The sequence below is a fragment of the Terriglobia bacterium genome (assembly GCA_020072565.1).
Taxonomy (GTDB): Bacteria; Acidobacteriota; UBA6911; order UBA6911; family UBA6911; genus JAFNAG01.
On sequence record JAIQGI010000028.1, the window covers coordinates 23,343 to 46,914 of the forward strand.

Below are 23,572 nucleotides of genomic sequence, written 5' to 3' on the forward strand. Positions count from 1 at the left end.
TTTTACTCGGTAGATTGGAAAAATGTAATAGCTTTCACCGAAGGCGCTTGCGGAGCCGGAAGTCTATGCCATATTTTCCGCTCTCATCGCGGGTCGCTACAATCGTCAGGTTCCTGCCGACATCGTACTCGACCACCACGATCTGTTCCTGGTTGGTGGAGAGATTGCGCGAGAATGTGACCGCAAGGTCCTTGGACAGGCGCTTGCTCGTTGTCACGCGGGCTGTAGGATCGTTCTCCGCACCCGCCAGGAAGGGATCAACCCGGAACGTGCTGAGCCCGAAGATGCGCTCCACCCGCTTGCCCACTACTGAAGTCATCTGTTCCGAGAGAATGCTGGCCGCGCTCAGGCCGGTCATTTCCGACTGGCGCCGCGGATTTTCGGTCGTCGTTGTCAGCGTATCGTCCGACTTGCCCGTGGTGAGGAGCGCGACAATGTCGACCTCCGACAAAGGCGGATCCGAGGATACGGTCAGGCCGCTCTTGCCCAGGTGCTCCAGATCGCCGTTGACGTCGAGGCGGATTCTGTAACTGCGGACGTCCGCCTCCGCTCTGATATCGAGCACGGGATTGATCCGGTTGCGGTCCACGAAATCGACCGAACCCCGCACGATGTCAAAGCGATTCCCGCGGAAAAAGATGGCCCCTTCAGTGGCTTCCACGCGGCCCGTCAGGGAAGGATACGCGAAGGTGCCGCGCAGCGTCAGCGCCATGTTCCCCTGTACCCGCGCAAGCTCGTTGTCGATGTACAGCCCGCCCTGGGAATGAACCGAAATGAACAAGCGGGTGCCGGCAAACGGGGAATCTTTGACCTGGGGCCCCGGCGGTCCCGCCGGCAGGCTAATGAACTGTTCGAACAGGCTGAAATCGCGCAGGTATTCTGCGCGCAGGACCGTCACATCGCCAGCCAGCACCTGGGCTTCCGGCGGCCCCTTCATGTTCAGATCGGCGTCGATGGTAGCCACAAGGTCCTTCGAGTAACGCAGGCGCGCCTTGCGCACGGAGGCCTGGAGATTGATGCCCTGCAACCTGGCATTCTGATGTTCGACGGATCCGGTGATCTGGATGGTGCCGGTAGCGATCGCCCCGGTCACATTCTCGAGCCTGATCATGTCCCGCGAAAAGATGATGTTTCCGCGCAGCCCAGAAAACTTGTATGGCAGATCCTCATAATCGACACGAGCGTCCTCGAGCGTAGCCCTGCCGATCACATCGGGAGCGCGCCAGGGTCCTGTGATGCTGACATCAAGAGCCGCGTAGCCGGAAACTCCGATCTGGGCGGCCAGGCGATCCAGAAACACAAGATTGAGCTTGCCCGTGAGGTGCAGATTGAGCGCCGCATGATCCGAGTCGAACGGAATCACTCCGTTCTTCTCGAGTGCCAGACTGCTCCCTTCCCCCATCAGGCGAGCCTCCTCCACCACCACCTTCGCAGCGTCACCCGAAAAGCGCATCATGCCGTCGTTGTGGAGCTCATAGCCGTGGACCTTGAAACGGGCACCATCCATCTCCCCGCGGTAGTGCAGCTTGGAGTAGTCGGCAAAAGGCCCTTCGATCACGAGAGTGCCGTGCAGCGCGGTGTTCAGATCGCTGAAAAGCGCAGGGGCATTTTCCGCGAGGATCTTCTTTACGTTCCAGTCGCTGAAGCTCAGCGTTGCCGTGCCCGGGTATCCTGGATCGGTCCTGATGCTGATGTTGCCTCGGAAGTTGCCGAGTTCGGATTGAACGTCGATATCCTTCACCGTCAGGATCCGGTTGTGCAACTCCACGGTCGCTCTCCCCTTCCCCAGCTCCCAACCCGCAAGGCGCAGGCCCTGGACACGAACATCGCCCCCCCTGACCTCGGGCTGATCCAGTGTTCCGAGGATCTCGCCTGAAGCCGTTACGCGGCCGTCCACAGCCACCCCGCTGGCCTTGACTTCCGGAATCGCCAGCAGCGGCAGCTCTTCCAGCCGGGTTACGAGGTTCACCTGCCGCGTTTCCAGGTTGACCCTGCCATGCGCGCTCATCACAGCCGCTCCACGATGGACCTGGCCGTCCGTAATACTGATTTCCTGGCCTTTGACTTGCACCCGCGCGCGCAGCGAATCAAATGACTGCCCGCTTAAACTGCCGCTTTCGACCTGGAGCTGTCCGTCTCCCTGAATCGTGCCCCGCTGGTAGGAGATCGAGCCCTGGTAGCTCAAGGCGCCCGTGATCTGTGCCTGGAGATCGATCCCGAATTCGCCGAGCGCGGCGAGTGAGATCTGGTGGAGTTTCCCGTTGAAAGCCAGCTCAGGACCGGCGTTTCCTTGCGGCAGATCGATCCGGATTTCGCCCTCGGCCGATTGTTTCCCTTTCAGCAGATTCATCGAGCGCAGCCGGAGCCTCGACCCGTCCCAGGAAGCCGTGCCGCTCAGGCTGTCGAGGCTGTAAGTACGCCAGCGCCCTTTGGTGACCGATGCCTGCCCCTCATAACCCATCGGCTCAGTCGGGCGCAGGAGGACGTCGCCATCAAGATGGTAGCTGCCGGAGATTTCCATCAAATCAGGCCTGCCGGCAAACAGATCTTCCAGGGATTGGGAAAAACCGCGGAGAATACGGAAGACCTCCGCGGGTTGTTCCGTATCCAGTTGAACGCGGGCTCGTTCGGGATCCAGGCCCGCAATCTCCATGCGGCGCGTGCCTGGGGAGGAAAGGCTCGCCCTTTTCACATACCAGGCCTGGTCACGGAATGAGAACTCGGCAGTCCCCTGCAGCGCCGTCCTGGTTTCAGATCCGGGAGCTGCATCCGGCAGCCCATGCAGGTTAACGGATCCCTCCGCGGTAAGGTCCCGCTGACCGAGGCGCCATTCGAGCACAACTTCGGCATCGACGCTGTTTTCCAGAGCCAGGGTGCGCAAGTCCAGGATTCCGGAGGCGTCACGGATCACGATGTCGTGCGCGGAGATTCTGATATGGTGCGGCGCGGGAATCGAGGGTTTGAGCTGCACGGCGCCTTCGACCCGGAAGCTGCCGTCGCCCACCCGGCCGCGCACCTCCCGAAGCATGAGTACATCGTCCTTGACCTCGAACAATCCCGTGAGCGAGCGGGCGACAGACTGCCGGTAGCTGGTGGCATCCCCCTGGAACCGTCCCGCCATGTGAAATCCGCGGGCATCCCAGCGAATATTGCTGTCAACGTTCACAATGCCGCGGGCGTCCTTGATGTCGGGAGAAAGGAGATAGGCGTCTTCCCCAGCCAGGGTCCCCACCGCATGCGCTTCCAATGCCGGGGAATTCCAGTTCCGGAGAGTGCCGCTGCCGCTGAAACGGCTCTTGTCTTCACGGACTTGATACTCGACGATGTCGAGGCCGGTAGGCAAAAGGTTCAGGTGCGCGTCCAGGTCGTAGACGAACTTTCGGCCGGACCAGAGGAGCGGACTGTTCTTATAGGCGACCCGCACCGCATAGCTCTGCGGGCTGGGCTGATACTGTATCGTGCATTCCAGCGCATCCAGTGCAAGATCCAGTGGTATGCGCCGGTTGTCGTACTCCACCCAGCCATCCTGGATCGTAGCTTTGCGGGCCGCGACTTCGAGCGATCTGCGGACTACCGGTTCCATGCTCCAGGGGGGCCCGCCCGGCTGCGGCACGATCGACATGTGGGGCCGTATCAAAATGAGCTCATCCAGATCGATCTTGGGCCGCCACAAGGCGGCCAGACGAAGCGAACCTGAGACCTCGTCGACAGTAAGACCGAAGCTCTTCCGGGATCCCAACTCGAGCCGGGTTACCGAGAACCTGCCACGCAAAATATTCAAGGAAAACTGGTCCATCCCCACATGCAGGCCGGTCGCCTGCTCGATACGGGTGATGATCTCGGCGCGCGCGCGCTGCTGGAAGCGCGCGGAGCGCAGATAGATAACTTCGGCAGCCCCGAGGCCGAGCAGGATCAGGGCGGCAGCCGCGATCATCATCGTGCGGGGCCTTACTCTCATGACCGTTCTTTCTCCGGTAGGCGCGGGGCATTGCCGAAGATCTCAATGTGCGAGTGGTTTCTGATGTTTTCAATCCACTGGTCCATAGCGGAGCTGATTTTCTCCTGTTTCACAGTGTCGGTGATGGTCGCCGCCACTTCGGCCATCGGAGGCGGGGCGAGGCCGGACTTCTTCAGCACCGGCAACAGCTTCTCGCCATAATAGGCCTCCACTTCGGCGTCGGAGACGGTTACAAAGGGGCCGAAGCGCAGGTTGCTGAACTTCTCGGTGAGTGCGATCAAGTCGATATAGGAGACCAGCTCATCCTCCTGCAGACCGAGTTGCCGCAGCAGCGCGGGCAGCCCTCCGATTTCCGCATAGGCATTCTTCAGACCCGTCATCTTGTCCTGAATCTCCACCTGGAGATTGTTCCGGTCTGCCTGCCCGATCGGGAAGTTCTCCATCTCCTGGCGGATGAGCTCCTGATTGATGAGCCGATCCAGTTCCTTCTGTCGTGACTGCGGCGCGACATTCCGGCCCAATTCGAGAATGGCGTTGAGCGTGCGCGCAAGTCTGAGGTCCCATTCCGTGATCACCCTTCCATTCACGGCAGCCAGCAACCGGTCGATTTCCTGGGCCGAGGCGCGCACCTCGCGCGCTTGGGGGCTGGCTGCGACTAACCAGCCGGCTGCCACGGCAATGATGCAGAGCTTCTTCATATCCGTTCCTCAGAAAGGCGGCCCGATGGTCAGGAAAAAATGTCCCTGTTTATATCCGAGTGATCGGAGAGTCGCGGACAGGTTGAGGTTTACGCCGTAGTCGATGCGTATGGGACCCAAAGGCGTTTTCACTCTCAGCCCGACTCCGACCGTATGGCTGACCTCGGAAAGCCGGATCGCGCTCATACTCGAAAAGACGTTGCCGCCGTCATAGAAGACCGCGAGCTCCAACGGGTTCACCATGGGAGCACGCAACTCCAGGTTGCCAATCAGTAGGGCGTTGCCGCCGATGGGCTCATGGTTCAGACCCAAGGGGCCGGCCAGGTCGGTCGAGAAACCGCGCAGGCTCGCGCTGCCGCCGGCGAAGAACCTTTCACTGATGGGAATCCTCTCACCCACGGGAACACTGGTATCCCCGGCGATCGGGAACAGCAGGCCCATGCGGAAGGATGAGGCCATCAGAAGAGGTCCTTTGAGTTTCCGGTAGTAGCTGTTCTGGGTGTAGAGGGATGCGTAATAACCATGGCCGCCATGATTCAAGGTGAAACCGAGATCGGTCGAGGTAAAGAAACCTTTTATGGGGTCCAGGTAATTGTCGCGTGTGTCGTTGACATAGAATGCCGAGATGGTCGAGAGATTTCGCGGTGTCTCCTCACGCAGAAGATCCGGCGTCACTTGGGACACGCGCACGTTGGTAAAACTATAGCGCAGCATGTTCCAGGTGTGATTGCTGATCGCGTGACTGTACTGGTAGGACAGATCCAGGCGCCTCTCGTCAAAGCTGATCTGCTGCTTTTTTGAGCCGGAGAAGGTCATGTAGGAATCGACCGGCAGAAAGCGCACCTGCGGCTGCTTGAAGCTGAGGATCCCGGCCTGCTCGATGGCGCTCCCCCGCAAACTGAGGTCGACGCTCTGCCCCAGGCCGAAGATGTTGAGGTCGCTCACTTCCAGAATCCCGCGCACCTTTTCCCTTTCCTGGTAGCCGAAACCGTAGCGCAATGTGAGCGGCCTGGCCTCCTGCACGCGTACGATGACGTTCTGGTACGGGGCGGCGCTTTCAGGATTCTGAGGATTCACCCGTACCAGGTCGAAAACACCTGTACTGTAAAGGGCCTGCTGCGTTTCCAGCATCTTACCCAGGCTGAGAGGCCCGTCCTGCTTCAGTTTGATTCGCTTTGCGATGACCGATTCCCTCGTCCGTTCTTTCCCGAGGACCACGATCTTGTCGACAAAAGACTGCTCCCCCTCCGTGATCTGGAAGGTGACGGCGTACTTGTCGCTGTTGTCGGAATCGTCGATCCGGTAGCTTACGGCCGGCTGCAGAAATCCCGCGTCATTGTATGCCGCCAGGATAGCCTGGCGATCGTATTCCGCCAGGTTGGGGGAGTAAGGTCCCCCTTCCTTCAAGCGCATCTTGACCGCGAGCGCGGGGGCAGGCAGGTGCTGGTTTGCCGCGCTCGTGACCGCGAGCGCCGTCACTGACAGGCTATGGCCCGCTGTGAATGTAGCCGCGAGCGTTGCGGCCTGCAGGCTTTCGCTGCTCACAATCGTTACCGACCTGGCGCGTGCCTGGACGCCCTCGTTGCATTCGAAGGTAATCCGGAGTTTCTCTCCATCCTTCAGCAGCTCGACGAGGGGCACGACCGTCGCTTCGAGATAGCCGGCGGTACGGTACAGCGATTGCAGGGCTTCCACGTCGGAGTCGAGCTTCGCGACGCTGTAGGCGGATTTGCGCAGCAAGTGAGATGGCTGGATCTGGATGGCTTTGACAAGGTCCGCATCTGTGCGCGCCCGGTTGTTGCGGAACCTGACCTCGCTCACGATGATGCTTCGGCCCCGATCGATGACATAACGGAGCAGCCGCACTCCGGCGTGATCCCGGCTCTCCTGGATTTCCACCGTCGCTTCCGGGTACCCTCGTTCCTCGAGATACTCCTGCAGGTTGGCCTTCCCTTCCTCGAGCAACTCGGGGCGCAACCCTTCGCCCGACAAGGCAGGGAGCAAGCGGCGCTGCTCGTCTTTCGGGATCTTGAAGCCCTCCACCGCGATGCGCACCTGCCCGAAGTTGGCAATCGTCAGGTCGAGAGCAATCGAGTTGTCGCCGGGCTCGTAGGACTCCTTGAGTGTGGGTTCGGCTTCGAGAAAACCTCGGCCAACAAGATACTTCTTCAAGCCATCGAGGCGCTTGAGGAAGCGATCCCGGCGGTACGGCTGCCCTTCCTTCAATCCCAATCGCTTGCGGATCGCGATGCGCTCCTGCTCGGGCTCGACCTGAACCACCAGGGATCGGACCGTAGCCAGCTCACCAGGTCGGACATCGAAGGTGGTGTCCACCAGTTCGCTGTCTCCGTCCGGCGGCGCGGGCGGCGTCACCTCCGCCTGGTAGTATCCTTTCTCGCGCATGAAGGTCAGCACCGCCTGCGTGGCTTGCTGCAGCTTCTGCGCCGAAAAACGCTCCCCGACCGGGAGCCCCATGGCCTCCGCCGGGGACCGGCCTCCCAGGTCAATGCCCTTCGGGACAAAAAAACGGTTGAAGTACCTGCTCAGGCGAAGGCGGAACTGGAGCTTGACCCCCTCTCCTTCGGGGACTGCGATAGCGGCGATGTCCGAAAAGCTTCCGGTGTCGTAAAGGGCCTGAATCGCATCCTTCAATTCAGTCCGCGTCAGCGGCCGGCTCTCCCTCAAGGGGATGATGCGATCGTAGTGAGCATGCTCCAGAGGCCGGTCTGAGTCGGCATTCAGATACTCGATCTTCAGGATGATTTTGCCGAACAGCTCGGCGTCAGTCGCAAGATCGAAAGCTGCCGCCCAAGGCGCAGTCAGAACGACTGCGAGACATATGAGGGCGCCGATGAGGGGTTCGGAGTCGCGCATGACATTTGTGGATCCCACGGAGGCTCGGTTCCATGGCGGATCAAAACTAGCATATCACATCGGGCTGAAGTGAGGAGTCGGGAGTCCGCATACAGGCAACCGGCCGCAGACGGTGATCACTGCGGGGTGGGACCTGCCCGCGGTCGTTTGTCTCCGGACATCGGATTCCAACTCTTAACCTCCTCCCTTCCCACTCACACGTTGAAGCGGAACAGAATCACATCACATTCCCGGACCAGATAGTCTTTCCCCTCCAGGCGAAGCACACCCTTGTTTCTCGCCGCCGCGAAGGAGCCCAGCTGGATCATGTCGTCGTAGGCGACGACTTCCGCCTTGATGAAGCCCCGCTCAAAGTCACTGTGAATGACCCCGGCAGCCTGCAGCGCCGACGTGTTGCGCGGGATGGTCCAGGCCCGGACTTCCGGATCTCCGGCCGTATAAAAGGAAATCAATCCGAGCAGCGCATAAGACTCCTGAATGATCCGGGCCAGACCGCTTGCCGGAAGCCCGAGATCCTCCATAAAGAGGCGTGCATCCTCCTCAGCCAGAGCCGAAATCTCCGCCTCGATCTTTCCGCACACCGCAGTGATGCCGATGCCCCTCTGCGCCGCCTGCCTCTGCAATCCAAACTCCTGAATCACATGCGGTATCCTGGCAATGTCCTGATCGCCGAGATTGGGGACGAGCAGCATGGGCTTCGCCGACAGGAAGGTAAAACCTCTGACTCTCTTGTGCTCCTCCTCGGTCAATGCCTGATCGCGCAGGGGCCGTTCCTGCTCCAGAGCTGCCTTGAAGCGTTCGAGCACTGCGTTCTCCAGCTCGAGTTCGGGTGTTTTCGCTTTTTTCAGATCCTTGGAAAGGCGTTCGAGCCGCTTCTCGATAATCGCCAGATCGGAAAAAATCATCTCCAGCTCGAAGAGCGCGATGTCACGCAGCGGGTCGATGCTCCCTTCCGGATGCGGGATGTTCTCATCCGCGAAGGCACGCACCACCTGCACCAGCGCGTCGACATTCTTGAGGCTGTTGAGGTAGGTGCTCATCTCGCGCGACTCTACCGCCTTACTTTCTCCGCGGGCCAGGCCCGGCAGATCGACATATTCGACCGTGGCGTGAGTGATTTTTTTCGGACGGAAGATCTCTCCCAGCCGCACCAGTTTTGGGTCCGGCACCTGGGCCACGCCGATGTGGGCCTCGCCTTTGCCGCCGCCCCACGATGACGTGTCGACATGCCCGTGCGTCAACAAATTGAAAATGGTGCTCTTTCCTACCAACGGTAGCCCGACGATGCCGACTCTCACTCGCTTTCCTCCCCACGGAAACGGCGGATTATCTTAACACGAAAGAAATGCGGCGACAGGAATACGCGTTTTCTCATTTTCCGGGTGGATTCACGGCCGGCGGGTAGTTGCCAAGATTAAAAAAATCGACATTCCTTCGCCAAGAGGCCCCAAAATGCTTTAAAAGTGTAAATAATCGAAAGATTTGCTTGACATATTCCGAGGGGAGCTTTATTTTCTCACCGTGGTCCAAAGTGGTCCGATGTGGTTGACAGGGGTCGCTTGGATCTACTTTCCCCGTTAGCAACGTTCTTTCCAGAAGTTCAACATTGCTGTTGTTGAGGGCCCATGCTCTGGGGAAGCTGTCCCGCTAAAATCGACGACAAATTCCGCCTGAAGATCCCGGCCAAGTTCCGTCGCGATCTGCCTGAGACGGAGGACAACACCTACTTTGTCACGAGCACCAACGGCAAGTGCGCCCAGATCTATCCGATTCCCGTCTGGGAGCAGATCGCGCAGAAACTTCAGGCACCTCCACGCATGGATCAGGCGAAGCAGAAGCTGCTCGAAATCACGAGCTATTACGGCATTCTCGCGCAGATGGACCCGCAGGGACGCATTCTCATTCCCCAGGATCTGCGGGAAGATGCCCAGATCTTCGGTGACGTCAGAGTGGTGGCGCAGAACGATCATTTAGAGGTGTGGAACAACGAGGTCATTCGCGGGAAAGTCAAATCAGAGCCTCTCAGCGACTCGGAGTGGGAGAGGCTGGCGGAGCTGGGCATCTGACGCAGGGGGCTGGGAGGCATGGTGAGAGCGATCTGGCAGGCCGGTATGGCATGCAACTCATCGAACGGCATAGCACCTGAGCATTTGCCCGTGATGCGGGAGGCGGTGCTCGAACTCCTCCAGTGCGGGCCGGGGGGTGTCTTCGTCGATGCGACTTTGGGTCTGGGAGGCCATGCCTGGGCAATCCTCGAGAAGATCCAGCCGGGAGGGATGTTGATCGGGCTTGATCGCGACGAGGAATCCCTGGAGAAGGCCCGGCTTCACCTTCAGCCCTACTCGGACGGCACCCGCCTGCTGCATGAAAACTTCAAAAACCTCCCCCTGGTTCTAAACAACCTGGGGATCCGGCCGATCGACGGCATCCTGGTGGACCTCGGTGTCTCTTCCTACCAGCTTCTGCTGCCCGAGCGCGGGTTCAGTTTCCAGAGCGAAGACCTGCTGGACATGCGCATGGATCGCACCCAGCGGCTCACGGCGGCCGATCTGGTGAATGATCTGCCTGAGGAGCAGCTCGCCGATCTCATCTACCGCTATGGAGAGGAGCGGTTCTCGCGCCGGATCGCCGCTGCGATCGCTGCGGCCCGTGAGGGAGCGCGCATCACGCGGTGTTCTCACCTGGCTGAGATTGTAAGCCGTGCCGTCAGGAGCCGGGGCGCACGCAGGGTTCATCCCGCGACGCGGACCTTCCAGGCATTGCGCATTGCAGTCAACCAGGAACTTGAAGGCCTGGAGGACTTCTTTTCCAATATCCTCTCCTTCCTTAAGCCTGGCGGCAGGCTGGTGGTGATTTCGTTTCATTCTCTGGAAGACCGCATCGTGAAAAGGTCTTTCCGCATGCTGTCTGGCAACTGCGTCTGCGAGCGCCCTCCGGCTCTGTGCACTTGTCCCCTGCAGGAGCGCGCTCGAGTCATCACTTCCCGCCCCCTCACCCCGAGCGACGCCGAGCTGGCAACCAATCCGCGTGCCCGGAGCGCAAAACTGAGGGCGCTCGAGCGCAGTTGATAGTGGGTAGCACCGGTTCTTTTCAGGCTAACCGCCCCTCCAACCCGAGGAGGCTGTAAACATGATGACTGATTGGTCCGCTGGAGCAGAGACGCGAAACTACAGGATCCCGCACAGGCCCGACACTCGCAGTCTGGTGGATCTCCTGGCAAGCATGCTCTGCATTCTTATGGTCGCGGGGGCGCTTGTCGGCTACGTTTGGATCCGGAGCCGGATTGTCGCCCTGGGCTATGCGGTGCAGAATCTCAAGGTAACCGAGGAGTCACTGACGCGCACGCAGATCAGCCTGATTCTCGAAGAAGAGACGCTCAAGAACCCCGAGCGCATCGACCTCATTGCCCGCAATGAGCTGGCAATGCAGCCCCTCGGGCCCTATCAGCGGATCGTATCGAGATTTCGGGAGCTTGACGCGCGGCCTGCGGCTCTGGCCTTGGTCAATGCGCAACCGACAGGTGTCCAACCGAGGAGATCTTCTGCGAACAACTGATGATGGCCGAACCAAGGAAGCGCTCCAATCCGGTTAGGGTGGCTCTAGTCATCGGCGGCATCTTCCTATGGTGCGGGCTCATCGGTGCCCGCCTGGTACAGCTCCAAGTCTTTCGTCACGAGGAGTTTACACAGCAGGCGGCGCTGCTGCAGCAGGTGACCCGTTTCATCAAAGCGCCCCGCGGCGTCATCTATGATTGCCACATGGATGAATTCGCCAGCAGTGTCACAGTTAGTACGGTCGTAGCTGCACCACGCAGCATCCACGACATCCCGGCGGCCGCAAAAAGCCTGGCCTCGATCCTGAACATGGATGCCGGGGAGCTGCAAGCGAGGATGAGGAATCCTGCGCGCAAGAATTTCATGTTCGTGAAACACAGGATCGATCCAAAGGACGAGGGGCGGGTCGAGGCGCTCGGTATTGATGGCATCTATCTGGTGGAAGAGAGCATGCGCGTCTACCCCAACCGCGAGCTCGCGAGTCATGTAGTGGGTTTCGCAAATCTGAACGGCGATGGCGGCGCCGGGGTCGAGCTGCAATACGACCATGAGCTCAAGGGAACCGAGGGGCAGATCTCCTTCGATGTGGATGCACGCCGGCGTTCCTTCCGGGGCCGGGTCGAGAAACCGCCGGTCCAGGGGAACTCCCTCGTCCTCAGCATCGACAAGTCGATCCAATACATTGCCGAGCGCGAGCTGGCGGCAGGAGTCGAAGATGCGAACGCCCGTGCCGGAGTGGCCATTGTGATGGATTCCGACCGGGGTCGAATCCTGGCACTTGCAGGCTATCCAGGTTTCAACTGTAACGCGTATAATGAATATGCGCCCGATTTCTGGCGTAACCGCGCGGTTTCGGATTTCTTCGAGCCTGGATCCACCTTCAAGGTAGTGGTTGCCACCGCCGCCCTGGAAGCTGGGCTGACGTGGCCGGACAAGCCAATTGATTGCCAGATGGGTTCGATGACCATCGGCGGGCACGTCTTCCACGATCACCAGCCCTATGGCATCTTGACCTTCAACGAAGTCCTCGAACACTCGTCCAATATCGGGGCAGCAAAACTGGGACTGCTTCTCGGTGAGCAGCGGCTTTATGAGGCCCTCCGTACTTTCGGGTTCGGCTCAAGGACGGGGATCGATTTGCCGGGCGAGAGCGTGGGTCTGGTCCGGGATATGAGCCAGTGGTCTGCCCTGTCCGTGGCGGCGATCTCGTTTGGCCAGGAAGTTGGTGTCACCTCGATGCAGATTTTGACCGCTATCAACGCCATCGCCAACGGCGGCTATCTGGTCCGCCCGTCGGTCGTGGACCGCGTGATCGATTCCAATGGCGATCTGGTGAGAGTTCACGAGCCGGAGAGCACGCGCATCATGCGGCTTGAAACAGCTGCGGCGGTGCGTGATGCCTTTGAAGGGGTGGTGTTGCGCGGCACCGGCAGGGCCGCGGCCCTGGAAGGTTATCGAGCCGCCGGAAAAACAGGCACTGCCCAGAAGATCATCGACGGCCGTTATTCCAACAGCAAGTATCTTGCTTCCTTCATCGGCTTTGCTCCCCTGCCCCGGCCCAGGATCACGGTGCTCGTCCAGATCGACGAGCCCAAGGGCGGCTATTACGGGGGAGCCGTCGCAGCTCCGGTCTTCCGCGCGATCGCTCAGGGGGCACTGCTTCAGCTTGGCGTTCCTCCCGACCAGACGGTACCCGTGAAAATGCCGAAGTTCGACCCGTCCATTGTCGTCGACGCGGAGGATTTCCGCCCGAACGCCACGCCTGTTCTTCCCCTTACGGCTCCCGCGGGAACCAAGGATGGAACAGAGCAGGACGGTGTCATCACGGTACGAGTGGCCTCTGCCAGTGTCGCGGTGCCGGACTTCAGCGGCATGTCGAAACGCACCGTCGTCGAGCGCTGCCAGGAGCTGGGCCTCAAGGTCCAGACCTCCGGCACAGGCACCGCGGTCTTCCAACTGCCGCCTGCGGGTACGCTGGTCCCCGCAGGAGACACGTGCAGCGTAACTTTCGCGCGCGCCAAATCCACTCCTCCCCACCAGCCTTCCGCCGCCACAGGCGGGACGGCTACCGGGGCAAGACAGCGGGTTGAGGCCGGCAGGCGCTGAGGTGTTGGAAAATGCTGTTACAGGAACTGGTCGACACGATTGCCGGAGTCAGCGGGGAGGGCGATCTTCGCGTGCAGGTCCTCGGCATCTCTTACGATTCCCGCCAGGTCAAGGCAGGAGACCTCTTTGTCGCGCTCAAAGGGGAAAAAACCGATGGGGCTCTGTTCATCGAAGAGGCGCTTGCCAGGGGCGCAGTCGCGCTGGCGTCGGATCACAAGCTCGCATCCAAACCAGGGATTCCGATCCTGAAGATGACAGATTCCCGGAGGTTTCTGGCGGAAGCCTCACGCGCGCTCTTCCGAAACCCGGCCTCGCAACTCGAGCTGGTCGCGATCACGGGCACAAACGGCAAAACTACAACCGCCTGTCTGGTGGATGCCATCTTTCGCCAGGCTGGTCTGCGCTGCTGCCTGATCGGCACGCTGGGGATGAGGATCGGAGACCGGCCGTTCCCCAGCGTACACACGACGCCGGAGGCCAGCGATCTGGCGGCATTTCTGCAGCAGGCCCGGCAGGCCGGTTGCACGCACGGCGCCCTGGAGGTCTCTTCCCACGCCCTGATGCTGAAGCGCGTCTACGGCACCAGCTTCGCTGTCGGCGTGTTCTCCAATCTGACGCCTGAGCACCTGGACTTCCATCACGACATGGAGTCCTACTACGAGGCCAAGCGACTTCTGTTCATGCCCGAAGGTGGGAACGGCATCAAAACGGCGGTCATAAACAGCGACGACCCTTACGGGCGACGGCTTGCCGCCGAGGTGGGCGCCCCGGTCCTGCGCTACGGGTTCGGCGCTGACGCCGAGCTCCGTGTCCTCGCGAGCAGGACCGGTATCGACGGCACCGACCTGCGTCTCGCGACGCCTCGTGGCGAGCTGGCCATCAACGCCCGTCTGGTGGGCCGCCCCAACATTTACAACATCATGGCTGCTGCAGGCGCGGCCTTCAGCCTGGGCATCGACCCGCGCAGCATCCGGCAGGGGATCGAATCATTGAGTGGTGTGCCCGGGCGCCTGCAACCGGTCCAGGGCGGCCAGGAATTCAGCGTAATCGTGGATTATGCCCACTCGCCGGATGCGCTGGAGAAACTCCTGGAAACGGTGAGGCAACTCACCCATGGCCGCATGATTACCGTCTTTGGCTGCGGCGGCGATCGGGATCGCAAGAAGCGCCCCTTGATGGGAGAGATTGCAGCACGGTTGAGCGATGTCGTCTTCGCCACGTCCGACAACCCACGGTCGGAAGATCCTTTGCAGATACTGGCGGAGATCGAACCCGGCCTGAAGCGTGGCCGGGCGCCCTTTCAGCTGCAGCCGGACCGCCGTGAGGCCATCCGGTCCGCGCTGGCCCTGGCGCGCGAGGGCGACGTCGTCATCATCGCCGGCAAGGGCCATGAAGATTATCAAATAATCGGGACGAACGTATTTCCTTTCGATGATCGAGCCGTCGCACAAGAGCTCATTCACCAGTTGATGAACGTATAAGGAGACTGAGACCGTGGCGAGCTATATCAACAACCTGACCGTGCATGACCGGAAGTACGGCGGCATTCGGCCCTCAACCGCAATCTTGATGGATTTGGTTATGGCTCACATGACTGTGGCACAGGTGGAAACCGCCACCGGGGGAGTGCTGGTATCGGGATCGAAAGGCGCCGCACTGGCGGGCATTTCGATCGATACGCGCACGCTGCGCCCGTCCGACCTCTTTTTCGCCATTCGCGGCACCCGCAATGACGGTCACGATCATATCGACACCGCGCTCCAGAAAGGAGCCTCCGGCGCTGTCGTCGACTTCGGATATGAGATTCCCGAAGGATTCCCCGCCAATAAGATCCTGCTGCGGGTGCAGGACACGCATGAGGCTCTGATAGACCTTGCTGCCGACGTGCGCCGCCAATGGCGCGGCAGCCTGGTCGGCATCACCGGGAGCATGGGCAAGACCACCACGAAGGAGTTCATGGCCCAGGTCCTGCAGACGGAGTTCAGCGTCTACCGCTCGCCCGGAAATTACAACAATCTTTTCGGTCTGCCGCTTGCCATCTTCGGTCTCAGTCCCGAGGACCACATCGGCATATTTGAAATGGGGATGAGCGCACCGGGCGAGATCACGGAGATGTGCCGGATCGCTATGCCCGATGCAGGCGTCATCACGAATGTAGCTCCCGTACATCTCGAGTTCTTCGATTCCATTGAGGCCATCGCCCGGGCAAAGAGCGAGCTGGCTGAGGGGCTGGCCGCCGGCGGGACCTTGATTTACAACGCCGACGACCCGCTGGTGCGCGGCATTGCCGATCGCTTTTCCGGTGACAAAGTCTCCTTCGGGATCGCTTCTTCCGCCGACGTGCGCGCGGAAGACATCGAGATCACGAGCCTGATGGAAACCCGCTTCCGTCTGGTCTGCGAGGGCGCGGGCCGGCGGGCGATCCTGCCTCTGTGCGGTGCCCATTATGTGATGAACGCACTCCCCGCAGTTGCCCTCGCCCGCCGCTACACGATCGACATCGAGCAGATCGTGGAAAGCCTGAGACATCTGCGCCAGGCTCATATGCGGGGACAGATCTTGATCTTCCGGGAAGGGTTCACCGTGATGGATGACTCCTACAATTCGAATCCGCGCGCGCTGATGCAGATGATCGAAACCCTTTCCCGGATCCCCCGCTATCGCCGGCGCATCCTGGTTGCCGGAGAAATGCTGGAATTGGGCAGGGAATCGGAGGCGCTGCACCGCGAGTGTGGCGCACGTGCCGCCGCAAGCGGTGTCGACATCATCGTGAGCGTGCAAGGTGCTGCCCGCGAAATCGCGCGTGGTGCGGTGGCGGCGGGGATGCCCGATACCCAGGTTCACTTCTTTACCGAGATCAATCCGGCCATCGACTTCATCTACCGCAAGGTGCAGCCGGGAGACCTGGTGCTCATTAAAGGATCGCGCGGCGTCCACCTCGAAAAGATGGTTCAGGCTCTGCGCACCGGATATACGGAGATGGTCGGCTGATGCTCTATTATCTGCTCCCCGCACTGCGGCAGGTCATACCGGGATTTGGCGTCTTCCGGTACGTCACTTTCCGGACCGCTGCCGCAAGCCTGACGGCGCTGTTGATGTGCCTCCTGCTCGGCCCGTGGCTGATTGCACGGCTGCGGAAATTCCATCTGGGCCAGCAGATTCGCACGGATGGGCCCTCCTCTCATCAGAACAAGGCCGGCACCCCCACCATGGGCGGGATCCTGATTCTCGTGGGAACTCTGGTGCCGACGCTCCTGTGGGCCAGCCTGGAAAACCTCTATGTCTGGATCGTCGTGATCGCGATGCTGCTGTTCGGGATCGTGGGATTCACCGACGACTATCTCAAGATCGTGCGCAAGCGCTCGCTTGGCCTCACCGGCAGGAAGAAGCTCATTTACCAGACACTGATCGGCCTGGGCGTGTGCGTTGCCTTGAACTATCTCGCCGGCGTGGGATTATACAGCACCAAGCTGAGCGTCCCCTTTTTCAAGAACTTCACGCCCGAGATGAACATCTGGTATTTCGGGCCGTTCCTGCTGCCGCTGACCTTCTTTGTGCTGCTCATCATCGTGGGTTCTTCCAACGCGGTCAATCTGACCGATGGCCTCGACGGCCTCGCGTCCGGCTGCGTGATCGTTGCTGCTGCAGCACTCACCGTGTTGTGCTACGTGAGCGGCCACGCACGCTTTGCGGAGTATCTGGACCTGATCAAGAACCCGTACGCCGCCGAGTTGACGATCTTCTGCGGGGCCATGGTCGGGGCCACCCTGGGATTTCTCTGGTACAACGCCCATCCGGCCCAGATCTTCATGGGTGACGTCGGATCCCTTTCTCTGGGGGGAGCGATCGGCACCGTGGCGGTTCTCATCAAGCAGGAGCTGTTGCTGCCCATGATCGGCGGAGTGTTCGTCTTGGAGGCGCTGTCCGTCATCCTGCAAGTCGCTTCCTTCAGATTCACGGGAAAACGCATCTTCCGGATGGCGCCGCTACACCATCACTTCGAACTGGCCGGCTGGTGCGAGAGTCAGGTGGTGATCCGGTTCTGGATTGCGGCCATTGTTTTTGCGCTGTTCAGCCTCAGCACGCTCAAGCTGCGCTGAGGTGCAAGGATGTTGTGAAATGAGTGGGGAGATGGACAAACCCTATCTTGGGCAGAAGGTCCTGGTGGTGGGCGCTGCGCGCAGCGGCGTCGCCTCGGCCGAGTTTCTGCTCTCCCGCGGCGCGCACGTCGTGCTTACCGACGCGAAAAGCGAAGAAGCGCTTACAATCCCGCTTGCTCCCCTGCGGAAGCTCGCCCAAAACTCCGGCGAGCTGGTGCTCGAGCTGGGGGGGCACAAACCCGGGAGCTTCACCCACTGTGATTTCGCAGTCATCAGCCCGGGGGTGCCGCTGGCGCATCCGCTCTTCGAGGAGACTCGCAAGGCCGGGATTCCTGTGCTGGCGGAAGTCGAACTTGCTTCACGGCATCTCAAGGGAACCATTCTGGGCATCACCGGATCCAACGGCAAGACCACGACAACCACGCTCGTGGCGGAACTGCTGCGCGGAGCCGGGCTCCGGGGCTTTGTTGCCGGAAACATCGGCAATCCGCTCATCGGCCTGGTCTCGGCATCGACGCCGGCTGACATTTACGTCGTGGAACTTTCCAGTTTCCAGCTGGAGAGTATCCAGGCGTTTCGCCCTTTCGTGGGCGCCATTCTTAACCTGACCCCGGACCACCTGGATCGCTACCGCGATTTCGCCGGCTATATCGGCGCCAAGCAGCGCATTTTCATGAATCAGACCGTCTCGGATTTCGCAGTGCTGAACGATGACGACACGCGCACGGCGGCGATGGCAGCCCAGGTTTCTTCGACACCCGTGCTGTTCAGCCGTCGCCACGAGGTCGCACGAGGCGCCTTCGTAAGAAGCGGACGTCTGGTCTACCGCGATGGCCACCACGACACAGACCTGTTCCCTGCCCAGGAAATCCGTCTCAAAGGCGGCCACAATCTCGAGAATGTCCTGGCAGCCTGCGCCATCGCTTTGCTTGCAGGAGCGGCGCCGGGCGGCCTGGCCGGGGTGGTCCGTGCCTTTGCGGGAGTCGAACACCGCCTGGAGTTTGTCGGGGAGTTCGACGGGGTTCAGTACTTCAACGATTCGAAGGCGACCAACGTCGACGCCACCATCAAGTCCCTGGAGGCCTTTCCGCGCAATATTGTGCTGATTGCAGGCGGACGGGACAAGGGCGGTGATTTCCTGCCGCTCCGCCCCCTGGTTGCCGAGCGCGTGAAACATCTGATTGTAATTGGAGAAGCTGCCGGCAAGATCCGGGCGGCGCTGTCGGACGCCGTGGAAACCAGCGAAGCGGAGAGCCTTCCCGATGCCGTGCAGTTCGCCTGCCGGAGGGCGTCCCCGGGAGATATTGTCCTGCTCGCGCCTGCCTGCGCCAGCTTCGACATGTTCAAGAACTATGAGCACCGCGGCCGAGTCTTCAAGGAAGCAGTGCTCCGTCTGGTCCGGAAATAAGCGGGGAAAATTATGGCATACAAAGCGAACAGCGACCGGCCCCTGTTCATCACCGCTACCGTGCTCGCCATTTTCGGGCTGCTGATGGTGTATAGCGCCTCTTCTGTGCCGGCCTCCACCCAGCATGACGGCATGTCCGCATATTTTTTCTTGCGGCAGCTGGTCTGGGCCGCGGTGGGATACGTGATGATGGTCCTGCTCATGAACGTGGACTATCATGTCTGGCAGAAGAGGAAACTCATTACAGCCCTCCTGATTGTGAGCGCCGCAAGCCTGCTGTTTGTTCTGACTCAGCCCGCTGTTAACGGCGCGCAGCGCTGGCTGCGCTACGGCATGATTTCATTCCAGCCTTCCGAGATCGCCAAGCTGGTGCTTCTGGTTTTTGTGTCCGCTTTCCTGCACCGGTACGAACCTGAGATCAACCGCCTCAGGGAGAGGCTGCTCCCCTGCCTGTCAGTTGTGCTCTTTTTCAGCGCCTTGATCGCGGTTGAGCCCGATCTGGGCCAGGCCCTGTGCGTCATCTTCATGGTCTCGGTGCTGCTGTTCACCGCAGGACTCGGATGGAAGTACATTGGGGCGGCCGCCGTTATCGGATTGCCCGTGCTCTATCTGGTCGTGATGCTATTCCCATCATACCGTTTCCAGAGGATAGCGGCATTCCTGAATGCTTCGCACGACCCGCATGGTTCCGGCTGGCAGATTTCCCAGTCGCTGACCGCCGTCGGCAGCGGCGGCCTTTGGGGCCTGGGTCTGGGCGCGGGAAAGCAGAAGCTGTTTTTCCTGCCGGAGCCTCACAACGATTTCATTTTCGCCGTCATCGGCGAGGAGCTCGGGCTGATCGGCACCACCCTGCTCTGTCTGGCGTTCCTCTATTTCTTTTATCGAGGCGTCAAGATTGCGCTCAAGGCTCCGGATCTGTTCGGCTTTTATCTCGGGCTGGGAATCACGCTCATGGTGGTGCTGCAGGCATTCATCAACATCTCGATGGTGTTGGAGCTCATGCCGACCAAGGGGATCGCCCTGCCCTTCATCAGTCAGGGTGGCTCTTCCCTGCTGTTGAACTTCATGGCAACGGGGATCTTGCTGAATATATCGAACTACGTGGAGAAAGGCTGAGTCGCAGCCATGAACGAGACCAGACCGCCCTTGAACGAAGATGCCCGCAGGTATTTGCTGGCGGCTATCTGTGTTCAATGGCGTTTTCGTCGCATTTCGCCGCCGTCGGGGCTTTTGTGCGCCTGCCCTTCCAGGGCTCGGTCCGGTAACAGTGCGGAGGCTGGCGGCGCGCAGGAGCAGAACCGTTTCAGGTCCGACCGCCGGAAGCGGTGACCTGATCGCGGCAGCAAACAGCTTGATGTGGTGTCTGTGATGTCTTTGAATCCGAGGTCCGAAATTCAAAATGCCGGATCGGGCAGGTTTATGATCGCCGGAGGCGGGACCGGGGGGCACGTATATCTCGGCGTCGCGCTGGCGCGGGAGCTGCAGCGGCGCAACTCCGCCAGCGACTTCCTTTTCGTCGGCACGCGACGCGGGCTTGAGGCCCGCATCGTGCCTCAGGAGAGCTTTCGCGTCGAGTTTATCGAATCCGCCGGGCTCAAGAGAGTGGGCCGTCTGGAGTCAGTGCGCAACTTTCTCCTCATCCCCCAAAGCCTTTTGCAGGCGCGGCGTCTGATCCGCAGGTTCGCACCTGATATCGTCGTGGGCGTGGGCGGCTATTCGTCGGGTCCCGTAGTGCTCGCAGCCTGGTGGCTAGGCAAGCCCACCCTGATTGTGGAGCCCAACGCTTACCCGGGACTGGCGAATCGACTGCTTGCCCCGTTTATCGATTGTGCTGCGCTGGCCCTTCCGGATGCGGGCAGATTCTTCGGCAAGAAAGCCGAGGTGACAGGCATTCCGGTGCGGGAGGAGTTCCTGCGCCTGCCGCAGCGCGTGCGGCACGCGGGGGAGCTCTGCCTGCTGATTTACGGCGGCAGCCAGGGGAGCCGGGCGCTCAATTCGATTGTCTGCGCGGCTCTGTTCGACCTCAAGCAGCTCGGCCCGGGCTTGCACCTGATTCACCAGACGGGCGAAAAGGCACTCGAAGAGGTGCGGCGGGCGTATCACGAGGCAGGGGTAGAGGGCGAGGTGCAGGCTTTTTTCCCGCGCATTTTTCAGCAGTTCGGGGAGGCCGACCTGCTCCTCGCGCGCGCCGGGGCGAGTACGGTAGCAGAGGTGACCGCCGCCGGCAAGGCAGCTATCCTCGTGCCCTTTCCCGGCGCGACCGACGATCACCAGACCAGGAATGCGCGCGCACTCGAACAGCACGGAGCTGCCAAAGTGATTCCCGAGAGTCAATGGCAGCCGGGCCTGCTGGCACGGGAACTCCGGTATTACATGGAGCGGGCCGGCGAGGTCGAACGGATGCAGGAAGCGGCTCGGCGGCTGGCCAAGCCGGAGGCCACACGCCGGATCGCGGACCTGATAGAGCAATTGGCAGCAGGCAACAGGCAGCCTGCAGTGCGCAGAGGGCAGATGGCGGGGGGCAGCAGGGAAAGTCATGTTTAAGAAGATACAGCGTATCCATTTCGTGGGCATTGGCGGCATCGGCATGAGTGGCATCGCCGAGCTGTTGCTCAATCTCGGATACCAGGTCTCCGGCTCCGACATCAAGCCCAGCCCCATTACTCAGCGACTGTCGGCTCTGGGCGGGAAGATCTTCGCGGCCCACGCCGCCGAGAACGTGCGCGACGCCAACGTGGTCGTCACTTCCTCAGCGGTGCGGCCGGAAAACGTCGAGGTCGTGGAGGCCAAGAAACTCCAGATTCCTGTGATTCCGCGGGCGGAGATGCTGGCCGAGCTCATGCGGCTGAAATACGGAGTGGCAATCGCCGGGTCCCATGGAAAGACCAGCACGACCTCGATGATCGCGACTGTGCTGGTGCGCGGGGGCTACGATCCCACAGTGGTTATTGGCGGCAGGCTCAACGCGCTCGGCAGCAACGCCAAGCTGGGCAAGGGCGAGTTTCTGGTCGCCGAGGCCGACGAAAGCGACGGGTCCTTCCTCAAGCTCAGCCCCACGCTGGCCGTGGTGACCAACATCGACCGCGAGCACCTGGACCACTACGCCGGCCTGGCGGAAATCGAGGCTGCTTTCACGGCGTTCGTCAACAAGGTCCCCTTCTATGGCGCCGCCGTGCTGTGCCTCGACGACCCGAACGTGCAGGCGATCATCCCTCGCGTCGAGAGGCGCATTCTCACATACGGTACCAGCAAGCAGGCCGACCTGGTCGCCTCACACATCGAATTCCGGAGTTTCGGCTGTTGCTATCAAGTGCAGTTCCACGGCAATTCGCTCGGCGCCGTGTCGCTAAAGGTGCCCGGGCAGCACAGCGTGCTCAACTCGCTCGCTGCCATTGCGATCGGCCTGGAGCTCGATATCCCTGTGGAGAAGGTCAAGGCGGCCTTGCGCGATTTCCAGAATGCCGATCGTCGTTTCCAGATCAAGGGCGAAGCCCGAGGGGTCCTGATCGTGGACGACTACGGGCACCATCCGACAGAAATCAAGGCAACGCTGAGTGCCGCGCGCAGCGCATCCGACCGGCGTATCGTAGCCGTGTTCCAGCCCCACCGCTATACGCGCACATGCGCACTGGAAGAGGAGTTTGCACGCGCCTTCTACCACGCCGACGTGGTCATCGTGCTGCCGATCTACGCGGCCGGTGAGGATGTCATCGCAGGGGTGACCGCCGAGAAGCTGGCGGGATTGATCAAAGACCACGGCCATCGCGACGTGACTTACGCGTCTGACTTCTCCGCTGCGCTACAGGTGCTGCGGGAAAAGCTCCAGCAGGGGGATCTCCTGCTCACTTTGGGCGCCGGTGACGTATGGAAGATTGGAGAAGAGTGGCTTGCAGCAAGCATTGCCTAGGGGACGGAGGGACGTGTGATGGAAATCAAAACCGGCAAGGCGCACGGTGAGAGCGACAGCCCCGCAGTCGTCGTTCCCCCCGACAGAGGCCGCCCTGCGCGCAAAATGACGGCTCAAAAACTCCCGCGCGGCAGGAACGTGGTCGCCCGTCTCCTTGCTGTATTCAAAGTGCTGGCAGCAGTGAGCATCGTGGCTCTGGCGATCGTGGCCGGATTTGCGACCTATCGCTATATTGACACCGCGAACATGTTCAGGCTCCGCAATATCCGCGTCGACGGCTGCCTGCACTCCGACCCGGGAGCGATTGAGGCAATTGTGCGGCAGAGCTTCCCGGCCAGCACCAATATCCTCCGTATCGACTTGAACCACCTGCGCTCGCATCTGGAGCAGCAGCCCTGGATTCGCAGTGTGGAAATCCGCCGGATTCTGCCGTCGGGCCTGAATATCTACGTGCGGGAGCGTGTTCCCTCGGTGATCGCCGATATCGGCGGCGAGCTTCAGTTACTCGACAGCGAGGGGGTGCTGCTCGATCACTACGATCCCGCGTATGGCAAGCTCGACATCCCCGTTTTCAGCGGCCTTCGGGGCGACGATGTCGAGGCCTATAAGGTACTCCAGGAGGAGAACTCGTCCCGTGTGCGCATCGGTGTCGAGGTGCTGACCGAACTTGCGGCCGGCTCGCCTGACTTCACGCGCGCCATTTCCGAGATCGATCTCTCGGATCCCTCGAACGTAAAGGTTCTGCTCGTGGACGATACCGCGGAAGTATTCCTGGGCGACCGCGACTTTTTCAAACGTTTCCAGATGTTCATGTCCAATCTTTCGGATTATCAGGATCTGAAAGCCCAGGGCAAGGAAGTCGCGACCGTGGATCTGCGCTTCGACAGTCAGATCGTATATCGTCTGAAACACCCGGCAGATGAGCAGGGGGACGCAAAGGCAAAGATGATCCGGAATTAACCGGGTC

The 23,572-nt window shown here is 60.7% G+C and carries 16 protein-coding genes; 12 read left to right on the forward strand and 4 right to left on the reverse strand.

Features of this window, described 5'->3' with window-relative positions; translation table 11 throughout:
• Nucleotides 1-34: 34 nt before the first annotated feature.
• The 4 genes from LAP85_17610 to ychF form a co-directional block, all read right to left on the reverse strand.
• On the reverse strand, nucleotides 35-3,958 hold the full coding sequence (locus LAP85_17610) for a translocation/assembly module TamB domain-containing protein (GenBank protein MBZ5498221.1): 3,924 nt from the start codon (nucleotides 3,956-3,958) through the stop codon (nucleotides 35-37).
• Nucleotides 3,955-4,656: a hypothetical protein gene (locus LAP85_17615; protein ID MBZ5498222.1), complete on the reverse strand. Its 702-nt coding sequence runs from the start codon at nucleotides 4,654-4,656 to the stop codon at nucleotides 3,955-3,957. The genes LAP85_17610 and LAP85_17615 overlap by 4 nt, the downstream gene beginning before the upstream one ends.
• 9 nt (nucleotides 4,657-4,665) lie before the next feature.
• A complete protein-coding gene (locus LAP85_17620) occupies nucleotides 4,666-7,530 on the reverse strand; it encodes a BamA/TamA family outer membrane protein (protein ID MBZ5498223.1) in 2,865 nt (954 codons plus the stop codon).
• A 194-nt stretch (nucleotides 7,531-7,724) separates the two neighbouring features.
• Complete coding sequence (gene ychF / locus LAP85_17625; GenBank protein ID MBZ5498224.1) at nucleotides 7,725-8,828, reverse strand: redox-regulated ATPase YchF; 1,104 nt, start codon at nucleotides 8,826-8,828, stop codon at nucleotides 7,725-7,727.
• A gap of 327 nt (nucleotides 8,829-9,155) precedes the next feature.
• On the opposite strand from ychF, the gene LAP85_17630 reads away from it, so the two are divergent.
• The 12 genes from LAP85_17630 (at nucleotide 9,156) to LAP85_17685 (ending at nucleotide 23,565) form a co-directional block, all read left to right on the forward strand.
• Nucleotides 9,156-9,596 carry a division/cell wall cluster transcriptional repressor MraZ gene (locus LAP85_17630; protein MBZ5498225.1) on the forward strand — a complete coding sequence of 147 codons (441 nt, stop codon included), beginning with the start codon at nucleotides 9,156-9,158 and terminating at the stop codon, nucleotides 9,594-9,596.
• A 69-nt stretch (nucleotides 9,597-9,665) separates the two neighbouring features.
• Nucleotides 9,666-10,598 (forward strand): 16S rRNA (cytosine(1402)-N(4))-methyltransferase RsmH, encoded by a 933-nt coding sequence (gene rsmH / locus LAP85_17635; GenBank protein ID MBZ5498226.1) that lies wholly within the window; start codon nucleotides 9,666-9,668, stop codon nucleotides 10,596-10,598.
• Nucleotides 10,599-10,659: 61 nt separating this feature from the next.
• Nucleotides 10,660-11,085, forward strand: a complete 426-nt coding sequence (locus tag LAP85_17640) for a cell division protein FtsL (protein MBZ5498227.1) — start codon at nucleotides 10,660-10,662, stop codon at nucleotides 11,083-11,085.
• A complete protein-coding gene (locus tag LAP85_17645) occupies nucleotides 11,085-13,190 on the forward strand; it encodes a transpeptidase family protein (GenBank protein MBZ5498228.1) in 2,106 nt (701 codons plus the stop codon). The genes LAP85_17640 and LAP85_17645 overlap by 1 nt, the downstream gene beginning before the upstream one ends.
• Before the next feature lie 11 nt (nucleotides 13,191-13,201).
• Complete coding sequence (locus tag LAP85_17650) at nucleotides 13,202-14,671, forward strand: UDP-N-acetylmuramoyl-L-alanyl-D-glutamate--2,6-diaminopimelate ligase (GenBank protein MBZ5498229.1); 1,470 nt, start codon at nucleotides 13,202-13,204, stop codon at nucleotides 14,669-14,671.
• A 13-nt stretch (nucleotides 14,672-14,684) separates the two neighbouring features.
• On the forward strand, nucleotides 14,685-16,181 hold the full coding sequence (murF, locus tag LAP85_17655) for a UDP-N-acetylmuramoyl-tripeptide--D-alanyl-D-alanine ligase (protein MBZ5498230.1): 1,497 nt from the start codon (nucleotides 14,685-14,687) through the stop codon (nucleotides 16,179-16,181).
• On the forward strand, nucleotides 16,181-17,290 hold the full coding sequence (gene mraY / locus LAP85_17660) for a phospho-N-acetylmuramoyl-pentapeptide-transferase (GenBank protein ID MBZ5498231.1): 1,110 nt from the start codon (nucleotides 16,181-16,183) through the stop codon (nucleotides 17,288-17,290). Before murF ends, mraY begins: the two co-directional genes overlap by 1 nt.
• A 31-nt stretch (nucleotides 17,291-17,321) precedes the next feature.
• Nucleotides 17,322-18,698, forward strand: a complete 1,377-nt coding sequence (gene murD, locus LAP85_17665) for a UDP-N-acetylmuramoyl-L-alanine--D-glutamate ligase (protein MBZ5498232.1) — start codon at nucleotides 17,322-17,324, stop codon at nucleotides 18,696-18,698.
• 12 nt (nucleotides 18,699-18,710) lie between these two features.
• Nucleotides 18,711-19,814: a putative lipid II flippase FtsW gene (ftsW, locus tag LAP85_17670; GenBank protein MBZ5498233.1), complete on the forward strand. Its 1,104-nt coding sequence runs from the start codon at nucleotides 18,711-18,713 to the stop codon at nucleotides 19,812-19,814.
• A 303-nt stretch (nucleotides 19,815-20,117) separates the two neighbouring features.
• Nucleotides 20,118-21,242 (forward strand): undecaprenyldiphospho-muramoylpentapeptide beta-N-acetylglucosaminyltransferase, encoded by a 1,125-nt coding sequence (gene murG / locus LAP85_17675; protein MBZ5498234.1) that lies wholly within the window; start codon nucleotides 20,118-20,120, stop codon nucleotides 21,240-21,242.
• A complete protein-coding gene (murC, locus tag LAP85_17680) occupies nucleotides 21,235-22,605 on the forward strand; it encodes a UDP-N-acetylmuramate--L-alanine ligase (protein ID MBZ5498235.1) in 1,371 nt (456 codons plus the stop codon). The genes murG and murC overlap by 8 nt, the downstream gene beginning before the upstream one ends.
• An 18-nt stretch (nucleotides 22,606-22,623) precedes the next feature.
• The gene (locus LAP85_17685) at nucleotides 22,624-23,565 is read left to right on the forward strand and encodes an FtsQ-type POTRA domain-containing protein (GenBank protein ID MBZ5498236.1); all 942 of its coding nucleotides are present in this window, start codon (nucleotides 22,624-22,626) and stop codon (nucleotides 23,563-23,565) included.
• Nucleotides 23,566-23,572 lie beyond the last annotated feature (7 nt).

Coding starts and splice junctions, on each gene's coding strand:
- LAP85_17610 (MBZ5498221.1), bottom strand. CDS start 3,958: ATGAGAGTAAGGCCCCGCACGATGATGATCGCGGCTGCCGCCCTGATC.
- LAP85_17615 (MBZ5498222.1), bottom strand. CDS start 4,656: ATGAAGAAGCTCTGCATCATTGCCGTGGCAGCCGGCTGGTTAGTCGCA.
- LAP85_17620 (MBZ5498223.1), bottom strand. CDS start 7,530: ATGCGCGACTCCGAACCCCTCATCGGCGCCCTCATATGTCTCGCAGTC.
- LAP85_17630 (MBZ5498225.1), top strand. CDS start 9,156: ATGCTCTGGGGAAGCTGTCCCGCTAAAATCGACGACAAATTCCGCCTG.
- LAP85_17640 (MBZ5498227.1), top strand. CDS start 10,660: ATGATGACTGATTGGTCCGCTGGAGCAGAGACGCGAAACTACAGGATC.
- LAP85_17645 (MBZ5498228.1), top strand. CDS start 11,085: ATGATGGCCGAACCAAGGAAGCGCTCCAATCCGGTTAGGGTGGCTCTA.
- LAP85_17650 (MBZ5498229.1), top strand. CDS start 13,202: ATGCTGTTACAGGAACTGGTCGACACGATTGCCGGAGTCAGCGGGGAG.
- mraY (MBZ5498231.1), top strand. CDS start 16,181: ATGCTCTATTATCTGCTCCCCGCACTGCGGCAGGTCATACCGGGATTT.
- murD (MBZ5498232.1), top strand. CDS start 17,322: ATGGACAAACCCTATCTTGGGCAGAAGGTCCTGGTGGTGGGCGCTGCG.
- ftsW (MBZ5498233.1), top strand. CDS start 18,711: ATGGCATACAAAGCGAACAGCGACCGGCCCCTGTTCATCACCGCTACC.
- murG (MBZ5498234.1), top strand. CDS start 20,118: ATGATCGCCGGAGGCGGGACCGGGGGGCACGTATATCTCGGCGTCGCG.
- murC (MBZ5498235.1), top strand. CDS start 21,235: ATGTTTAAGAAGATACAGCGTATCCATTTCGTGGGCATTGGCGGCATC.
- LAP85_17685 (MBZ5498236.1), top strand. CDS start 22,624: ATGGAAATCAAAACCGGCAAGGCGCACGGTGAGAGCGACAGCCCCGCA.